The 19,150-nt window shown below is 51.5% G+C and carries 14 protein-coding genes and 1 pseudogene; 11 read left to right on the forward strand and 4 right to left on the reverse strand.

Annotated elements, in window-relative coordinates:
- Positions 1-141: 141 nt before the first annotated feature.
- The 5 genes and pseudogenes from ACQE3Z_RS13875 to ACQE3Z_RS13895 form a co-directional block, all read left to right on the forward strand.
- A pseudogene (locus ACQE3Z_RS13875) lies at positions 142-2,013 on the forward strand (DNA translocase FtsK); the annotation flags it as partial.
- A 189-nt stretch (positions 2,014-2,202) separates the two neighbouring features.
- Positions 2,203-2,814, forward strand: coding sequence for an outer membrane lipoprotein chaperone LolA (gene lolA, locus ACQE3Z_RS13880; RefSeq protein WP_085067430.1), 612 nt, complete (start codon positions 2,203-2,205; stop codon positions 2,812-2,814).
- Between the two features lie 7 nt (positions 2,815-2,821).
- Complete coding sequence (locus ACQE3Z_RS13885; protein ID WP_250652256.1) at positions 2,822-4,165, forward strand: replication-associated recombination protein A; 1,344 nt, start codon at positions 2,822-2,824, stop codon at positions 4,163-4,165.
- A 99-nt stretch (positions 4,166-4,264) separates the two neighbouring features.
- On the forward strand, positions 4,265-5,557 hold the full coding sequence (serS, locus tag ACQE3Z_RS13890) for a serine--tRNA ligase (RefSeq protein ID WP_085067428.1): 1,293 nt from the start codon (positions 4,265-4,267) through the stop codon (positions 5,555-5,557).
- Positions 5,558-5,836: 279 nt separating this feature from the next.
- Positions 5,837-6,988, forward strand: a complete 1,152-nt coding sequence (locus ACQE3Z_RS13895) for an MFS transporter (RefSeq protein ID WP_426974231.1) — start codon at positions 5,837-5,839, stop codon at positions 6,986-6,988.
- Between the two features lie 51 nt (positions 6,989-7,039).
- Here the strand turns inward: ACQE3Z_RS13895 and pflA are convergent, their stop codons facing one another.
- The 4 genes from pflA to ycaO form a co-directional block, all read right to left on the reverse strand.
- The gene (gene pflA / locus ACQE3Z_RS13900) at positions 7,040-7,783 is read right to left on the reverse strand and encodes a pyruvate formate lyase 1-activating protein (RefSeq protein WP_426974232.1); all 744 of its coding nucleotides are present in this window, start codon (positions 7,781-7,783) and stop codon (positions 7,040-7,042) included.
- Positions 7,784-7,949: 166 nt separating this feature from the next.
- Positions 7,950-10,232, reverse strand: a complete 2,283-nt coding sequence (pflB, locus tag ACQE3Z_RS13905; RefSeq protein ID WP_250652259.1) for a formate C-acetyltransferase — start codon at positions 10,230-10,232, stop codon at positions 7,950-7,952.
- A gap of 83 nt (positions 10,233-10,315) precedes the next feature.
- A complete protein-coding gene (focA, locus tag ACQE3Z_RS13910; protein ID WP_426974233.1) occupies positions 10,316-11,173 on the reverse strand; it encodes a formate transporter FocA in 858 nt (285 codons plus the stop codon).
- A gap of 344 nt (positions 11,174-11,517) precedes the next feature.
- Positions 11,518-13,275 carry a 30S ribosomal protein S12 methylthiotransferase accessory factor YcaO gene (ycaO, locus tag ACQE3Z_RS13915; RefSeq protein ID WP_426974234.1) on the reverse strand — a complete coding sequence of 586 codons (1,758 nt, stop codon included), beginning with the start codon at positions 13,273-13,275 and terminating at the stop codon, positions 11,518-11,520.
- Positions 13,276-13,287: 12 nt separating this feature from the next.
- Between ycaO and ACQE3Z_RS13920 the strand changes: the two genes are divergently transcribed.
- The 6 genes from ACQE3Z_RS13920 (at position 13,288) to ihfB (ending at position 19,087) form a co-directional block, all read left to right on the forward strand.
- Positions 13,288-13,509, forward strand: a complete 222-nt coding sequence (locus ACQE3Z_RS13920) for a hypothetical protein (RefSeq protein ID WP_426974235.1) — start codon at positions 13,288-13,290, stop codon at positions 13,507-13,509.
- Positions 13,510-13,587: 78 nt separating this feature from the next.
- Positions 13,588-14,673, forward strand: coding sequence for a 3-phosphoserine/phosphohydroxythreonine transaminase (serC, locus tag ACQE3Z_RS13925; protein ID WP_426974236.1), 1,086 nt, complete (start codon positions 13,588-13,590; stop codon positions 14,671-14,673).
- A 78-nt stretch (positions 14,674-14,751) separates the two neighbouring features.
- A complete protein-coding gene (aroA, locus tag ACQE3Z_RS13930) occupies positions 14,752-16,038 on the forward strand; it encodes a 3-phosphoshikimate 1-carboxyvinyltransferase (protein WP_426974237.1) in 1,287 nt (428 codons plus the stop codon).
- Between the two features lie 202 nt (positions 16,039-16,240).
- Positions 16,241-16,924, forward strand: coding sequence for a (d)CMP kinase (cmk, locus tag ACQE3Z_RS13935; protein ID WP_085067419.1), 684 nt, complete (start codon positions 16,241-16,243; stop codon positions 16,922-16,924).
- Between the two features lie 117 nt (positions 16,925-17,041).
- Positions 17,042-18,715, forward strand: coding sequence for a 30S ribosomal protein S1 (rpsA, locus tag ACQE3Z_RS13940; protein WP_085067418.1), 1,674 nt, complete (start codon positions 17,042-17,044; stop codon positions 18,713-18,715).
- A gap of 87 nt (positions 18,716-18,802) precedes the next feature.
- Positions 18,803-19,087 (forward strand): integration host factor subunit beta, encoded by a 285-nt coding sequence (gene ihfB, locus ACQE3Z_RS13945; protein ID WP_038627039.1) that lies wholly within the window; start codon positions 18,803-18,805, stop codon positions 19,085-19,087.
- Positions 19,088-19,150: the final 63 nt, after the last annotated feature.

Below are 19,150 nucleotides of genomic sequence, written 5' to 3' on the forward strand. Positions count from 1 at the left end.
GCGCAGCCAACGCAGCCCGATAGTACTTATCAGCCGCAGCCGCAGCCGCAGCCGCAGCAGAATACGCTACAGCCGCGCAGTGAACATCTGGCAGATACGCCTCCTCAGGAGGCTGCAACGCCGCCGCGCGATACGCCAGCCTTTACGATCGATCCTGCTGCCGCTTTCGATTTTTCACCAATGAAAGATCTGATTGATGATGGTCCAGGCGAGCCGCTGTTTACTATTGCCGCTACGCCTGAGCCAGAGACTTCGGCAGCGGAGCCACAGTGGCAGCAGCCGGCATCAGCAGAGCCGCGTTATGCCTCTCAGCCGACGGATGTCCCGGCACCGCAGGTGACGCAGCCGAGCGAACCGGTTCAGCGCCCCATTGAGCCGCCCGTTTCTCAATGGCAAAGCAGCGCGTCGTCAGCCTTTACGCCCGCAGCCGTGGAAGTAGCGCCACAGTCTGAAAGCCATGATTCGCTGACGGATAGCCTGATTCATCCTTTCCTGATGCGTCATGAGCAGCCAACCTATAAACCGACTACGCCATTGCCGACGCTGGATCTGTTAACCTCGCCGCCGGCAGAAGAAGAACCGGTAGATATGTTTGCGCTGGAACAGACTGCCCGCCTGGTTGAAGCGCGGCTGGCTGACTATCGGGTAAAAGCGGAAGTGGTTGGTATTTCACCAGGGCCGGTGATCACCCGCTTTGAACTGGATTTAGCCCCAGGCGTCAAGGCGGCACGCATTTCTAACCTGTCACGCGATCTGGCCCGTTCACTTTCTGCGGTGGCAGTGCGCGTGGTTGAGGTGATCCCGGGCAAACCTTATGTGGGTCTCGAACTGCCGAATAAGCATCGTCAGACCGTTTATCTGCGCGAAGTGCTCGACTGCGCCAGCTTCCGTGATAATCCTTCGCCGCTTTCTGTGGTACTGGGTAAAGATATTGCAGGCCAGCCGGTGGTGGCCGATCTGGCCAAAATGCCTCACCTGTTGGTGGCCGGTACTACCGGTTCTGGTAAATCGGTAGGCGTGAACGCGATGATCATCAGTATGCTTTATAAAGCGACGCCGGAGCAGGTGCGCTTTATTATGATCGATCCGAAAATGCTGGAGCTCTCGGTTTATGAAGGTATCCCACATCTGTTAACGGAAGTGGTCACCGACATGAAAGACGCGGCTAATGCGTTGCGCTGGAGCGTTGGCGAGATGGAGCGTCGCTATAAACTAATGTCTGCGCTTGGCGTACGAAATCTGGCGGGTTACAACGAGAAAATCGAGCAGGCGGAAGCGATGGGACGACCCATCCCGGATCCATTCTGGAAGCCTGGCGACAGTATGGATACGCTGCCGCCGACGCTGGAAAAGCTGCCCTATATCGTGGTCATGGTGGATGAATTCGCCGACCTGATGATGGCGGTAGGCAAAAAAGTGGAAGAACTCATTGCGCGTCTGGCTCAGAAAGCGCGTGCAGCGGGGATTCATCTGGTGCTTGCTACGCAGCGTCCGTCGGTAGATGTGATTACCGGCCTGATTAAGGCTAATATTCCAACGCGTATCGCCTTTACCGTATCCAGTAAAATTGACTCCCGTACGATCCTTGATCAGGGCGGTGCGGAATCCCTGCTGGGGATGGGCGATATGCTCTATATGCCGCCAAACTCCTCGATTCCAGTGCGTGTTCACGGCGCCTTTGTACGTGACCAGGAAGTGCATGCAGTGGTACAGGACTGGAAAGCGCGTGGTCGTCCGCAGTATATTGAAAGCATTACGGCGGGCGAAGAAGGCGACGGTGGCGGCCTGGGCTTAGATGGCGGCGACGAAGAGTTGGATCCGCTGTTCGATCAGGCAGTGGCCTTTGTGGTGGAAAAACGTCGGGCTTCGATTTCTGGCGTTCAGCGTCAGTTCCGTATTGGTTATAACCGCGCCGCGCGTATTATTGAGCAGATGGAGGTACAGGCTATCGTCTCTCCGCCTGGGCATAACGGTAACCGTGAGGTTCTTGCGCCGCCGCCGCACGAAATGTAATAAAACAGCGTTTGTGCTGTCAGACGCTATACGGGCCGGTAAAATCCGGCCCGTTGTTTATTTAAACATCAGAAACGGCTAACCGCGTCGCTTTCAGTATTTTCTCCTGTCAGGAAGCGAATTGTCAGTCTAATGTGTAATAAGGCCGCCTGATGCGGAATATAACGACTTAAAAAGGAATCGGTAGTCATGAAAAAATTAGTACTTGCTTGCGGTTTACTTTCAGCGTTGACCTCCGCCGGTGCGCTGGCCGATGCTTCCAGTGAATTACAGCAACGTCTGGATAAAGTCAGCAGCTTCCACGCCAGCTTTAGCCAGAAGGTTACCGACAGCAGCGGTTCGAATGTTCAGGAAGGTGAAGGGGAAATGTGGGTAAAACGTCCCAACCTGTTTAACTGGCATATGACCGCACCGGATGAGAGCGTTATTATTTCAGACGGTAAAACCCTGTGGTTTTACAATCCTTTCGTGGAGCAGGTCAGCGCTACCTGGCTGAACAGTGCCACCAGTAATACGCCGTTTATGCTGATTGCCCGTAATCAAAGCAGCGACTGGAAACAGTATAATGTGAAACAGCAGGGTGATAATTTTGAACTGACGCCGAAAACAGACGCCGGTAACCTCAAGCAGTTTATGATTAACGTTTCTGGTAACGGCACCATTAATCAGTTCAGCGCCATTGAGCAGGATGGACAGCGCAGCAGCTACGTGCTGAAAAGCCAAAATAATGGGCCGGTCAGCGCGGATAAATTTACCTTTACGCCACCGAAAGGGGTGACGGTAGACGATCAACGTCAGTGAGGTTGAGTTGAGTAATCTCTCCCTTGATTTTTCTTCCGAGCAGTTTCAACCGTTGGCCGCGCGTATGCGGCCAACCACGCTGCAACAGTATATCGGACAGCAGCATCTGTTGGCCCCGGATAAGCCGCTAACGCGCGCTATTGAAGCAGGCCATCTTCATTCAATGATCCTTTGGGGCCCGCCCGGCACCGGAAAAACCACGCTGGCTGAGCTGATTGGCCGTTACGGCAATGCCGACGTCGAACGGATTTCTGCCGTTACCTCCGGCATTAAAGAGATACGCGAAGCGATTGAACGCGCACGTCAGAATCGTCAGGCAGGGCGGCGCACCATTCTGTTTGTAGATGAGGTGCATCGGTTCAATAAAAGCCAGCAGGATGCGTTTTTACCCCATATAGAAGACGGCACCATTACCTTTATTGGCGCAACCACGGAAAATCCATCCTTTGAGTTGAATTCCGCGCTGTTATCGCGCGCGCGCGTTTATCTGCTGAAATCCCTGACGGTAGAGGATATCGAAACGGTATTGCAGCAGGCGCTAACCGATAAAGAGCGCGGGCTGGGCAAAGAGGATATCGTCCTGCCTGACTCAACCCGCCGGATGATTGCCGAACTGGTGAATGGCGATGCGCGCCGCGCGCTGAATACGCTGGAAATGATGGCGGATATGGCCGAAAGCGATGCGCAGGGCAAACGGGAATTAACGCCGCAGCTGTTAAATGAGGTATCCGGCGAACGCGCAGCGCGCTTTGATAATAAAGGCGATCGCTATTACGACCTGATTTCAGCGTTGCATAAATCAGTACGCGGCTCTGCTCCTGACGCTGCGCTCTACTGGTATGCCCGTATCATTACGGCGGGCGGCGATCCGCTCTACGTTGCGCGTCGTCTGCTGGCCATCGCTTCTGAAGATGTAGGAAATGCCGATCCACGAGCGATGCAGGTGGCGATTGCCGCATGGGATTGTTTTACCCGCGTCGGCCCGGCAGAAGGCGAACGCGCTATTGCCCAGGCGATTGTTTATCTGGCCTGCGCACCGAAAAGCAATGCGGTGTATACCGCCTTTAAGGCCGCGCTGCGCGATGCGCGTGAAAAACCCGATTTTGATGTGCCGGAACATCTGCGTAATGCACCGACGAAATTAATGAAGGAGATGGGATTGGGCAAGGCGTATCGCTATGCGCACGATGAGCCGAACGCCTATGCCGCCGGCGAAGACTATTTCCCTGCTGAGATGGCGCAAACGCGTTACTACCAGCCCACCAGTCGCGGGCTGGAAGGTAAAATTGGCGAAAAGCTCGCCTGGCTTGCGGAACAGGATCAAAATAGCCCGACAAAACGCTACCGCTAACCCAGACGTTGCGGTAAGGTTAGCGCAATAGCCGGGTGGATCCTGAAGGAACGCTTTGGTTCAAAACCTTTTTTTAATCACAGTAAGCACAGGATAAGCATGCTCGATCCCAATCTGCTGCGTAACGAGCCAGACGCAGTCGCAGAAAAACTGGCACGCCGAGGATTTAAACTGGATGTGGAAACGCTGCTCTCTCTTGAAGAGCGCCGTAAAGTGTTGCAGGTAGAAACGGAAAACCTGCAGGCTGAGCGTAATGCGCGTTCCAAATCCATCGGGCAGGCTAAAGCGCGCGGGGAAGACATTGAGCCGCTGCGTCAGGAAGTTAACGCGCTGGGCGAGCGTCTGGATGCGGCTAAAGCCGAACTGGATATCTTGCAGCAACAAATCCGTGATTTTTCTCTCGCTTTACCGAATCTGCCTGCAGATGAGGTGCCGCTGGGCAAAGATGAGACTGAAAATCAGGAAATTCTGCGCTGGGGCGAGCCGCGCCAGTATGATTTCCCGGTACGTGACCACGTTGACCTTGGCGAAATGGCAAAAGGACTGGATTTCGCCGCTGCTGTTAAGCTGACCGGTTCCCGTTTTGTGGTCATGCAGGGGCAGATTGCGCGTCTGCATCGTGCGTTGGGTCAGTTCATGCTCGATCTGCATACGCAGCAGCATGGCTATACTGAAACCTATGTGCCTTATCTGGTTAACCATGCCACGTTGTTTGGTACCGGACAGCTGCCTAAATTTGGCGAAGACCTGTTTCATACCCGCCCGCTGGAAGAAGAATCAGACAGCAGCAACTATGCGCTGATCCCAACTGCCGAGGTGCCGCTGACCAACCTGGTCCGCGACGAGATCGTTGAGGAAGAGTCCCTGCCGATTAAACTCACCGCCCATACGCCTTGCTTCCGTGCTGAAGCTGGCTCCTATGGCCGTGATACGCGTGGACTGATCCGTATGCACCAGTTCGATAAAGTTGAGATGGTGCAGATTGTTCGTCCGGAAGACTCCATGCAGGCACTGGAAGAGCTGGTGGGCCATGCAGAAAAAGTGCTGCAGCTGTTGAATCTGCCTTACCGTAAAGTGCTGCTCTGCACCGGTGATATGGGTGCCAGCGCGGCGAAGACTTACGATCTGGAAGTCTGGCTGCCGGCGCAGGATACTTACCGCGAGATCTCTTCCTGCTCTAATATGTGGGATTTCCAGGCTCGCCGTATGCAGGCACGCTGCCGCAGTAAGAATGATAAGAAACCGCGTCTGGTTCACACGCTGAATGGCTCAGGCCTGGCAGTCGGTCGTACGCTGGTGGCGGTGCTGGAAAACTATCAGCAGGCTGATGGCCGTATCGAAGTACCAGAAGTGTTGCGCCCTTATATGGGCGGATTAACCATGATTGGTTAATACTTTTCGTGAACTATCAGGCCTGCCGCTAATTCCGGCGGGCTTTTTTTTATTAAAATAAATATATCGTTATCTTTCGCAGCAATAAATATAATCCCCTGATTTACAAGGGCGGATTTCTTTTTCTGTATAAACTTTATTCTGCAAAAATCCTTTCAGGATAAAAATATTAAATCGGCCCAGGGCAAATTGTGCGGCGTGTAAATCGGGCTGATTGACTTTAAAAACAAGAGTGGCAATATTCGCGCACTTTCTCTTTTCTTCCCTGTGATTTAGCCAATGTTCACCTGGTCTCGTCCCGTTGTGCTGTTGCTCTGCGGCCTGCTGCTGCTGACAGTTTCTATTGCCGTACTTAATACTCTGGTGCCTTTGTGGCTGACACACGACAATCTGCCCACCTGGCAGGTAGGCATGGTTAGCTCATCTTATTACACAGGTAATCTTATCGGGACTTTACTGGCGGGCTGGCTGATTAAACACTATGGATTTAATCGCAGCTACTATTTTGCTTCGCTGGTTTTTGCTGTCGCCACGGTGGCGCTGGGGATGAATGAGGGCTTCTGGAGCTGGACGCTTTGGCGTCTGGTGGCAGGTATTGGCTGCGCCTGGATTTGGGTGGTAGTGGAAAGCGCATTGCTTTGTAGCGGCACGTTGCGTAATCGCGGTCAGCTGCTGGCTGCCTATATGATTGTTTACTACCTGGGCACGGTGGCCGGTCAGTTGCTGGTAAGTAAAGTCTCTACCGAATTGCTGAACGTCTTGCCCTGGATCACCGCCGTGATTGTCGCTGGCGTACTGCCGGTTATCTTTATGAAAATTACCGCTACCGCGAGTGAGGAAGATGGCGCCCCGGCTCGCATGTGGCCAATGCTCCGTCGCCGCAGTTCACGGCTTGGCATCAACGGTTGTATTATTTCCGGCATTGTACTTGGCTCGTTGTATGGCCTGATGCCGCTTTATCTTTCTCATCAGGGGATCAGCGACGCTAACGTCGGCTACTGGATGGCGTTACTGGTGAGCGCGGGCATCGTAGGGCAGTGGCCGGTAGGGCGTATGGCCGATCGTTACGGTCGTCTGCTGGTGCTGCGCGTGCAGGTGTTTATTGTGATCCTTGGCTCGATTGCCATGCTCAGCAATATGGCTATGGTTCCGGCACTGTTTATCCTGGGCGCTGCCGGTTTTACGCTTTATCCGGTAGCCATGTCATGGGCATGCGAGACGGTCAAGCACCATGAACTGGTGGCGATGAATCAGGCTCTGCTGCTGAGCTATACCATTGGCAGCCTGGCAGGGCCGAGTATGACGGCGATGCTGATGCAAAACTACTCCGATCGCTTACTGTTCGTGATGATAGCGGCCGTTGCGTTCATCTATCTGGTTATGCTGCTGCGTAAAGCAGACCATCATATTACACCTGTGGCGCAGGCATAATCAGTATAAAAAAGGGCGACGGTGAAGTCGCCCTTTTTAGTGGTTTACGGATTAATACATGACCTTATGACCGTACCCTTCCAGAATATGTTTGATGCGTTCCATCGTGTCAGCCCTGGGCGGTTTAACCCCGTCGAGCTTGTATTCTTCCCCCATGGCGATCCATTTATGCTTGCCTAACTCATGATAGGGAAGCAGTTCAATCTTCTCGACGTTTTGCATATCGCGCGTAAATTCGCCAAGGCGATGCGCGGAGTCGTCGTCATCGGTATAGCCCGGCACGATGACGTAGCGTATCCAGGTTCGGATGCCTTTTTTAGCAATATAGCGAGCAAAGTCCAGGGTGCGATGATTAGAGACGCCAACCAGAATCTGATGAACATCGTCATTAATCTGTTTCAAATCGAGCATCACCAGATCGGTCACTTCCAGCAGCTCATCAATTACCGGATCGTAACGACGTACAAAGCCGTTGGTATCAAGACAGGTATGAATGCCTTCCGCCTTACAGGCGCGGAACCAGTCGCGAACAAAAGCGGCCTGCAGTATCGCTTCACCACCTGAAGCGGTAACGCCGCCACCGGAGGCGTTAATGAAATGGCGATAAGAAAGAACATCTCTCATCAGCTCTTCTACCGTAACCTCTTTCCCGCCATGGGTATCCCAGGTATCGCGATTATGGCAGTAAAGGCAGCGCATCAGGCAGCCCTGAAAAAAAGTGATAAAGCGGATGCCTGGGCCATCAACGGTGCCACAGGATTCGAATGAGTGAATACGACCGACGGATGATGACATTGCGATGTGTTCTCCAAAGTGAACCTGCCTGGCAGGTGACGCAGTCTTTAATGGCTGCTGCGTTAAGTAAGTCTGTTTTGCCAGATGACCCCAGTATAGATCTCTGGCAAACCAGGCTGCTGGTAAAAAGGCTCCCGCAGGAGCCTTTTATTAGCACAAGGAGCGATTACAGCGACTGGGTGAAAGTACGTGTAATCACATCCTGTTGCTGTTCTTTAGTCAGCGAGTTGAAACGTACCGCATAACCTGAAACGCGAATGGTCAGCTGCGGATATTTTTCCGGATGCTCCATCGCGTCCATCAGCATTTCACGGTTCATAACGTTAACGTTAAGATGCTGACCGCCTTCAATTGCCGCTTCGTGATGGAAGTAACCATCCATCAGACCCGCCAGGTTAGTTTTACGCACATCGTCATCTTTACCCAGCGCGTTCGGTACGATAGAGAAGGTATAAGAGATACCATCTTTAGCGTAAGCAAACGGCAGCTTAGCGACAGAAGTTAGCGAGGCAACCGCGCCTTTCTGATCGCGACCATGCATTGGGTTAGCGCCAGGGCCAAAAGGTGCGCCAGCACGACGACCATCTGGAGTGTTACCGGTTTTCTTACCGTAAACCACGTTGGAAGTAATGGTCAGCACAGACTGAGTGGGTACGGCGTTGCGGTAGGTATTCAGTTTCTGAATTTTCTTCATGAAACGTTCAACCAGGTCGCAGGCCAGATCATCAACGCGCGGATCGTTGTTACCAAACTGCGGGTATTCACCTTCGATTTCAAAATCTGTTGCCAGGCCATCTTCATCGCGAATCGGTTTTACTGTGGCATATTTGATAGCTGAAAGTGAGTCTGCCGCTACGGACAGGCCGGCAATACCACAGGCCATGGTGCGGTAAACGTCACGGTCATGCAGTGCCATCAGCGCAGCTTCATAGCTATATTTATCATGCATATAGTGAATGATATTCAGCGCGGTGACATACTGTTTAGCCAGCCAGTCCATAAAGTGGTCCAGACGAGCCATTACGGTATCGAAATCCAGCACATCGTCCATGATCGGCGCTTCTTTCGGGCCGACCTGCATTTTCATTTTTTCATCGACGCCGCCATTGATTGCGTACAGCAGCGTTTTGGCGAGGTTGGCGCGAGCACCGAAGAACTGCATCTGTTTACCGACAATCATCGGGCTTACGCAGCAGGCGATGGCATAATCATCATTATCAAAGTCCGGACGCATCAGGTCGTCGTTTTCATACTGGACGGATGAGGTGTCGATAGAGACTTTAGCCGCATATTTTTTGAAGTTAATCGGCAGCTGTTCTGACCACAGAATAGTCATGTTCGGCTCCGGAGACGGCCCCATGGTGTACAGGGTGTTCAGGAAGCGGAAGGTGGTTTTTGTCACCAACGTACGGCCATCCAGGCCCATACCTGCCAGGGATTCCGTTGCCCAAATCGGGTCGCCAGAGAAGAGCTCATCATATTCAGGTGTACGCAGGAAACGCACCATACGCAGTTTCATTACCAGATGGTCAATCAGCTCTTGTGCTTCCTGCTCGCTGAGTTTACCTGCCTGCATGTCGCGTTCGATAAAGACATCAAGGAAGGTTGAAACACGGCCAAAGGACATCGCTGCGCCGTTTTGTGATTTCACTGCAGCCAGATAGCCGAAGTAGGTCCACTGTACTGCTTCACGTGCATTGGTTGCCGGGCGAGAGATATCGCAGCCATAGCTTGCTGCCATCTCTTTCAGCTGGCCCAGCGCGCGATGCTGGTCGGCAATCTCTTCACGCAGACGAATAGTCGCTTCCAGATTAACGCCATTGATCAGATCGTCCTGCAGGGAGGTGAACTGCGCAAATTTATCCTGCATCAGATAATCGATACCGTACAGCGCGACACGACGGTAGTCGCCGATAATACGGCCACGACCATATGCGTCCGGCAGACCGGTCAGCACGCCAGATTTACGGCAGCGTAAAATTTCCGGAGTGTAAACGTCGAACACGCCCTGGTTATGGGTTTTACGGTATTCGGTAAAGATTTTTTTCAGCTGTGGGTCCAGCTCACGGTTATAGGCTTTGCAGGAACCTTCCACCATTTTGATCCCGCCAAAGGGGATAATGGCACGTTTCAGCGGAGCGTCAGTCTGTAAGCCGACAATTTTTTCCAGGCTCTGATCGATATAGCCTGCATCATGTGAAGTGATGGTTGCTGCAACGCTGGTATCAAAATCAACCGGCGCATGGGTACGGTTTTCAATTTTGATGCCTTCCAGCACTTTGTTCCACAGCTGGGTAGTCGCATCGGTAGCACCGGCCAGGAAGGATTCATCTCCTTCATACGGCGTATAGTTTTTCTGAATAAAATCGCGAACGTTAACTGATTTCTGCCATTCACCTGCGGTAAAGCCTTCCCAGGCGGCAGCCAGTTTCTCATTGAGCTCGGTCATAATATACCTACCTTCTGATAAAAGTTCTTTTTTGGAGCCAACAGAAAATTCTCTGTCGGCTCGAATTCGTTATGCTGTTACTGCTAGTGCGCACCGTTGCCGCGCAGATAAATAACCCAGTAGGTTAACCCTACCAGCAGCCCACCACCGATAATGTTGCCAATGGTGACGGGGATCAGGTTATCCATGATGAAATGGCTCAGCGTCAGGTTTGGAAACTGTGCGGCCGTTGCGCCCGTTGCCTGCCAAAACGCCGGTGATGCAAAATCATGAATAACGATTGCCATTGGAATCATGAACATATTGGCGATGCTGTGCTCGAAACCGCAGGCAACGAACATCGCGACGGGCAGGGCCATGGCAAGCATCTTGTCTGTCAGGCTGCGGCCTGAGTAGCTCATCCAGATGGCCAGGCAAACCATTAAGTTAGCCAGCGTACCGAGGCAGACAGCCTCAATGAAAGAGTGATGCATTTTATGGTCGGCGGTTTGTAAGACATTCAATCCCCACGCGCCGTTAGCCACTTCATGCTCGCCGGAAAACCAGATAAGGCCGACAAAAAACAGCGCGCCAAACAGGTTACCGATATAAACGTTTATCCAGTTGCGAGCCAGTTGACCCCAGCTAATGCGTCCGCTGGCTTTCGCCACAACAATTAAAACGGTTGAAGTAAACAGATCTGCACCGCACACCACGACCAGCATAAGCCCCAGCGAAAAACAGAGGCCGCCAACCAGTTTCGCCAGGCCATAAGGAATATCAGCCGTGCCTGTTGTTGCGGTAATATAAAAAACGAAGGCAATGGAAATAAATACGCCTGCGTTAATGGCCAAAAAAAAGGTAATTAAAGGATGTTTTGTGGCTTTATAAACGCCCGCTTCTTCAGCGACTTTCGCCATTGCCTGCGGCAATAATAAATTGAAAGGGTTGTCAGCATTCACACTAACGTACTCCCATGAAATATTGTCGTAGAGATACTAACAAAGGAGTATTTAGTGAAAATTGATTTAGATCATATTAGCCGAGCGGCTGAAAAGGATTAGTCGCAATAAATACGCGGCTTTCCTATCTATGTTGCTGATAATTAATAATAAAATTTATTTTAAATTATGCATTTAAAATTGAATTAGGCATTTAATGCACAATGCGAAATGGTTATATAAAAAAATATTACTCATTAAATGTTAGTAAGTTGAAATTTAAAATAACCGATTGGCAACATTGCGCTAACTTAAAAGCCAGCTGGGTTCATCAGCTGGCTTCGATTCCAGAAAAACAGGGCTATTTATTTCCAGTTATTACGCTTGGCCTGCTGCAACTTTTCATAAGCAGCCAGCAGAGCCTGATGAGCAGGGAACGCCTGCAGATCAAGATCAACAGGCTGCAGACCATAGAAAGGCATCTCACCGTTGATAGCGGCAGAAGCGGCTTCAACAGCCTCAGCACCATACATCCTGACAAAGGCATGATAATACTGGGTCGGGTCGCGCTCTTCTTCCTGGGAAAGCAGCAGGAGCGTTTGCAGGCAGCGATAGTAGTTAGCGCGTTCAGCAGAGAAGACTGAACCATTAAACTCCATTGTCCACTCAGTCCAGATTAACGCCTGATCAAGATCGCCGCCGGCCAGAGCCAGCATCGCTTTTAGCTCGCCGATACGCAGGGTATACCAACCATTATCTTTACCGGTAGCCAGGCCAAGCAGCTCACGGACGCGAGTAAAATCATCATGTCCTTCTTCATCTAACTGCTCGATCAGCGCCAGATAATCTGCTTGATCCCATTGACTGCCAGGCAACGCTAACACCGTTTCACGCAGGCCTGCGCCCATATTGTTATTTGCCAGCAGCAGATCTTCCGCCGGATAAATATCAGACATGCCCGGAACAATGATGCGACAGGCGTAAACATCCAGATGCTCATAATCCGCAATATAGACTTCTTTATCTTCAGCCTTGAAAATAGCCATCAGCGTCGCGAATTCTTGTTCTGTGCTGCCGTCAAAGCGCCAGTCTACAAACGGATAGTCAGACTCTTCTTTGAACAAATCCCATGAGATTGAACCGCTGGAATCGATAAAGTGCGTCTCCAGGTTGGCATGTTCCGCCACCTCTTCATCATCGAAAGTCGGCGGAGTAAAAACATCCAGATCCTTCAGGCTGCGACCCTGCAGCAGCTCTGTTACGGTACGCTCCAGCGCCACGCCAAAATCTGGATGAGCACCGAATGAAGCGAAGCAGGTGCCGTTGGTCGGATTAAATAACACAACACAAATAACCGGATATTTGCCGCCTAACGAGGCGTCATAAGCAAAAATTGGGAAACCTTCTGCTTCCAGACTATTGATGGCTTCAACAACGCCCGGATAGCGATCCAGGACATTCTGCGGGATCGCCGGCAGACTGATCGCTTCTGCAATAATGCGGTTCTTCACATAACGTTCAAACACTTCCGAGAGGCCCTGTACGCGTGCTTCATTACGCGTATTGCCCGCGGACATGCCGTTAGAGACATACAGGTTGCCAATGATATTCATCGGAATGTACACCGTCCGCTCGTCAGATTGACGGGTAAAGGGCAGGGCACAGATCCCGCGCTCGGCATTACCCGACTGCAAATCGATAAGATCGCTGGCGCTCAGCTCATTTTCCGGATCGTAAAACTCACGCAGGCGCGGATCCAAGATACCTTCCGGCAGGCTGTCATCATCCGGCAGCGGGAACCATTTTTCATTGGGATAATGAACAAACTCGCCGTTAGCAATCGTCTCGCCTAACCAAAAATCAGCGAAGAAATAGTTTGTCGACAAGCGTTCAAAATACTCACCCAACGCGGAGGCCAGCGCAGCTTTCTTACTTGCGCCTTTACCATTCGTAAAGCAAAGCGGGCAATCGCGGTCACGAATATGCACCGACCAGACGTGGGGCACGGGATTCAGCCAGGAGGCCTCTTCAATATTGAAACCAAAGTCCTGCAGCTTCTGTTGGAAGCGGGTAATGGAATCTTCCAGCGCGGCGTCTTTGCCGGGGATAAAGGTTTGAGTCATGTAGCCTACTATATGATGTTGGTTGAGCGTAAAGCGCGCAATGATACGTACTTTCCGGCGCTGGCGCTATTAGCGGACAGCGATTTCGTCGCTGCTATTATGGCAAAATTACCATTTTCTTACTGGTTCAATAATTTCACTCAGCGCGGAACCTCACAAAATATCGTGCTGCTTTGCTTTCGCCATACAAGCTGTTGCGGCAGGCCACTGGAAAATGTGATCGCGCCCGGATAAATGTTTGCAGCATGCCGAAGGCAGTGATAAAACCGATAGCCTATTCATAATCAACAGATCTGACAGTGGTGACGGGAAATGACGCAGATTTATAATTTTAGCTCCGGTCCGGCAATGCTGCCGGTAGAAGTGCTTCGCCGTGCAGAACAAGAGCTTTGCAACTGGAATGGATTGGGCACTTCCGTGATGGAGATCAGCCATCGCAGCAAGGAGTTTATTCAGGTTGCAGAAGAAGCAGAAAAAGATCTGCGCGATCTGCTGAAAATCCCCGATAACTATAAAGTTTTATTCTGTCAGGGCGGCGCACGCGCGCAGTTTGCCGCAGTGCCGATGAATCTGTTGGGCGCGGCCAAAACCGCAGACTATATCGACGGCGGCTACTGGGCGCATAGCGCTGTTCAGGAAGCACAAAAATACTGTACGCCTAACGTGATTGACGCGAAGATTCAGGTTGATGGCAAGCGCGCTTTACTGCCTATGCGCGAATGGGCATTAAGCGATGAGGCTGCGTATGTTCATTTCTGCCCAAATGAAACCATCGATGGCCTTGCCATTGATGAACAACCTGATTTTGGCGATAAAATCGTGGTGGCCGATCTCTCTTCCACCATTCTTTCTCGTCCACTGGATATCAGTCGTTACGGCGTTATCTACGCCGGAGCGCAGAAAAATATTGGCCCTGCCGGGCTGACGCTGGTCATTGTACGTGACGATCTGCTGGGCAGCGCCCAGCAGACGCTGCCCAGCGTACTGAATTATAAAGCGCTGGCGGACAATGATTCTATGTACAATACCCCGCCGACTTTTGCCTGGTACCTTTCTGGTCTGGTATTTAAATGGCTGAAAGAGCATGGCGGCATCAGCGAAATGGATAAAATCAACCAGGCCAAAGCCGATTTGCTGTATGGCGTTATTGACCGTAGTGATTTCTATCGCAATGACGTTGCCGTCAGCAACCGTTCACGGATGAATGTGCCTTTCCAGCTGGCTGATGCCGCGCTGGATAAACTTTTCCTTGAAGAATCTTTTGCCGCCGGGCTGCATGCTTTGAAAGGGCATCGCGTTGTCGGCGGAATGCGCGCGTCTATCTATAACGCTATGCCGCTGGAAGGCGTAAAAGTCCTCACCGATTTCATGATTGATTTCGAACGTCGGCACGGCTGATCCCGGTTTCATATTTTCTACAAACCTCGTCCTGGCACGAGGTTTTCTTGTACTGGCTTTACGGAGAGAAGTTTTCACATGCAGGAATCCCTGACACTACAACCTATAGTCCGCGTTGACGGCACGGTAAATTTGCCTGGCTCAAAAAGCGTTTCTAACCGCGCCTTACTGCTGGCTGCGCTGGCTCAGGGAACGACACGCCTGACTAATCTCCTGGACAGCGATGACGTTAAACATATGCTTAATGCGCTTGGCGCTTTAGGCGTTGGCTATAAGCTGTCAGCAGATCGTACCGTCTGTGAAGTTAACGGCGTCGGCGGGCCGCTAAAAGCGGAAAAGGCGCTGGAGCTGTTCCTGGGCAACGCCGGAACCGCTATGCGTCCACTGGCTGCGGCGCTCTGCCTGGGCAGCAATGACATTGTTCTGACCGGCGAGCCACGCATGAAAGAGCGCCCCATCGGTCACCTGGTTGATGCGCTGCGTCAGGGCGGCGCGCAAATTGATTATCTCGAGCAGAACGACTATCCGCCGGTACATATTCATGGCGGTTTCGTCGGCGGCGAAGTGAGCGTAGATGGCAGCGTCTCAAGCCAGTTTTTAACGGCTCTGCTGATGGCTGCGCCGCTGGCAGCGCAGGACACCCATATTGTGATCAAAGGCGAGCTGGTATCCAAACCCTATATTGATATTACGCTGCATCTGATGAATACCTTTGGCGTCAGGGTAGAAAACAGTAATTACCAACGCTTCTCGATTCGTGGGCAGCAGCGTTATATCTCACCCGGCAACTATCTGGTGGAAGGCGATGCGTCTTCTGCCTCTTACTTTCTTGCCGCCGCCGCGATAAAAGGCGGTACGGTGCGCGTTACCGGCGTGGGGCGTAATAGCGTACAGGGCGATATCCGTTTTGCTGACGTGCTGGAAAAAATGGGCGCTAAAATCGAGTGGGGTGATGATTATATTGCCTGTACACGTGATAAATTACAGGCTGTGGATCTGGATATGAACCATATCCCCGATGCGGCAATGACCATTGCTACTGCGGCGTTATTTGCTGAGGGCACAACGGTATTACGCAATATCTATAACTGGCGGGTGAAAGAAACCGATCGGTTATCTGCGATGGCTACCGAACTACGTAAAGTCGGCGCTGAAGTAGAAGAGGGCCATGACTTTATCCGTATTACACCTCCGCAACATCTTACTTCAGCACACATCGGCACCTATAACGATCACCGCATGGCGATGTGTTTCTCGCTGGTAGCGCTCTCTGATACTGCCGTTACCATCCTTGATCCAAAATGTACGGCAAAAACTTTTCCGGACTACTTTGAACGTCTGGCGGCTATCAGCACCTTAGCCTGAAAAAAGGCCGTCAGCGCAGATTTAAGCGGTGGCGGCTGAACCGTTACGTTATTTTATCTGTGAGCGGAAGTTCCTAAAAAGAAGATTATTTGGTGCCTGTCTGTCCTTAAAGATAACGTTCTTAATGATTGCAGCGTATAATATGCCGCGACTTATGAATGCAGGTAGCAATAAGAACGACCAGCAGCGACAGGAGAATAAAATGACGGCAACAGCCCCGGTAATTACCATTGATGGTCCAAGCGGCGCGGGCAAAGGCACGCTCTGCAAGGCAATGGCTGAGGCGCTGCAGTGGCATCTGCTTGATTCTGGTGCTATTTATCGCGTATTAGCGTTGGCAGCGCTTCATCATCAGGTAGATATCGAATCAGAAGAGGCGCTGGTGCCTATCGCCGCGCATTTAGATGTGCGCTTTATCTCTACCGATGGGGAAATGGCGGTCATTCTGGAAGGCGAAGATGTAACGGGTGAAATCCGTACGCAGGAAGTGAGCAATACGGCCTCGAAAGTGGCGGCCTTTCCTCGGGTACGTGAGGCGTTATTGCGTCGTCAACGTGCGTTTCGCGATGCGCCAGGCCTGATTGCCGACGGTCGTGATATGGGCACGGTGGTTTTCCCCGATGCGCCAGTAAAAATTTTTCTGGACGCCAGCTCCGAAGAGCGTGCACACCGTCGTATGCTACAGTTGCAGGAGAAGGGCTTTAGTGTTAACTTTGAACGCCTTTTAGCCGAGATAAAGGAGCGCGACGAGCGCGACCGTAACCGAGCTATTGCGCCGCTGGTACCCGCGCAAGATGCGCTAGTGTTGGATTCAACCAGCATGAGTATTGAGCAGGTGATTGATACCGCGCTCAATTATGCCCGTGAAAAACTGGCATTATCGTAGGCTGGCGGCTGAACAGATGTAATAACCTGGTGATAAGGAACGTCATCAGGCATGTTAAACAACCCCATCCGGCAGGAAGTCAGGTGGACGTTAAATTTACCTATCTAAAGATTAAATATGACTGAATCTTTTGCTCAACTGTTTGAAGAATCCCTGAAAGAAATCGAAACCCGCCCGGGTTCCATCGTTCGCGGTGTTGTTGTTGCTATCGACAAAGATATCGTACTGGTTGACGCCGGTCTGAAATCTGAGTCCGCCATTCCGGCTGAGCAGTTCAAGAACGCCCAGGGCGAGATTGAAATCCAGGTTGGTGACGAAGTTGACGTTGCTCTGGATGCAGTAGAAGACGGCTTCGGTGAAACCCTGCTGTCTCGTGAGAAAGCGAAGCGTCACGAAGCATGGCTGATGCTGGAAAAAGCTTACGAAGAAGCTGCAACTGTAACTGGCGTGATCAACGGCAAAGTCAAGGGCGGCTTCACTGTTGAGCTGAACGGTATTCGTGCGTTCCTGCCAGGTTCTCTGGTTGACGTGCGTCCAGTGCGCGATACGCTGCACCTGGAAGGCAAAGAGCTTGAGTTCAAAGTAATCAAGCTGGATCAGAAGCGCAACAACGTTGTTGTTTCTCGTCGTGCCGTTATCGAATCTGAAAACAGCGCAGAACGCGACCAGCTGCTGGAAAACCTGCAGGAAGGCATGGAAGTCAAAGGTATCGTTAAGAACCTCACTGACTACGGCGCCTTCGTTGACCTGGGCGGCGTTGACGGCCTGCTGCACATCACTGACATGGCGTGGAAACGCGTTAAGCATCCGAGCGAAATCGTCAATGTTGGCGACGAAATCACCGTTAAGGTGCTGAAGTTCGATCGCGAGCGTACCCGTGTGTCTCTGGGCCTGAAACAGCTGGGCGAAGATCCGTGGGTAGCTATCGCTAAACGTTATCCGGAAGGGACTAAACTGACCGGTCGCGTGACCAACCTGACTGACTACGGCTGCTTCGTTGAAATCGAAGAAGGCGTTGAAGGCCTGGTACACGTGTCTGAAATGGACTGGACCAACAAAAACATCCACCCGTCCAAAGTTGTTAACGTTGGCGACGTGGTAGAAGTGATGGTTCTGGATATCGACGAAGAACGTCGTCGTATCTCTCTGGGCCTGAAACAGTGCAAATCCAACCCATGGCAGCAGTTTGCGGAAACCCATAACAAGGGCGACCGTGTTGAAGGTAAAATCAAGTCAATCACTGACTTCGGTATCTTCATCGGCCTGGAAGGCGGCATCGACGGTCTGGTTCACCTGTCTGACATCTCCTGGAACGCGACTGGTGAAGAAGCGGTTCGTGAGTACAAAAAAGGTGACGAAATCGCCGCTGTTGTTCTGCAGGTTGACGCAGAGCGCGAGCGTATCTCCCTGGGCGTTAAGCAGCTGGCAGAAGACCCGTTCAACAACTACATCTCTCTGAACAAGAAAGGTGCAATTGTTACTGGTAAAGTAACTGCAGTTGACGCTAAAGGTGCTACAGTTGAATTAGCAGACGGCGTTGAAGGCTACCTGCGCGCTTCTGAAGCTTCTCGCGACCGTATCGAAGACGCAACTCAGGTTCTGAATGTTGGTGATGACGTTGAAGCGAAATTCACTGGCGTTGATCGTAAAAACCGTGTTGTAAGCCTGTCTGTACGTGCTAAAGACGAAGCTGACGAAAAAGATGCTATCGCTACTGTTAACAACAAACAGGAAGAGAGCAACTTCTCTAACGCTATGGCTGAAGCATTCAAAGCAGCTAAAGGCGAATAATCGTCTTCAGGCTCCGGGTCGCCTTTGGGCGCCCGGTTCCTGTAGCAAGCTGTCAGACCATTCCCACAGGGATTAACCGGAGGATTAATGACCAAGTCAGAACTTATTGAAAGACTTGCGGCCCAGCAAACTCATATCCCGGCGAAAGCCGTAGAGGATGCGGTAAAAGAGATGCTTGAGCATATGGCCACTACGTTGGCTCAGGGTGAACGCATCGAAATCCGGGGGTTTGGCAGTTTCTCTTTGCATTACCGTGCGCCGCGCGTTGGCCGCAATCCTAAAACTGGTGATAAGGTGGAACTGGAAGGTAAATACGTTCCCCATTTTAAACCCGGTAAAGAATTGCGCGATCGTGCGAACATTTACGGCTAAAGTAAAATGACGATATATAAAAAAACGACACGTTGTGTCGTTTTTTTTTGCTTTCGATTCAGT

Origin of the sequence: Pantoea sp. FN0307 (assembly GCF_050113815.1) — a bacterium.
GTDB lineage: Bacteria > Pseudomonadota > Gammaproteobacteria > Enterobacterales > Enterobacteriaceae > Mixta > Mixta alhagi.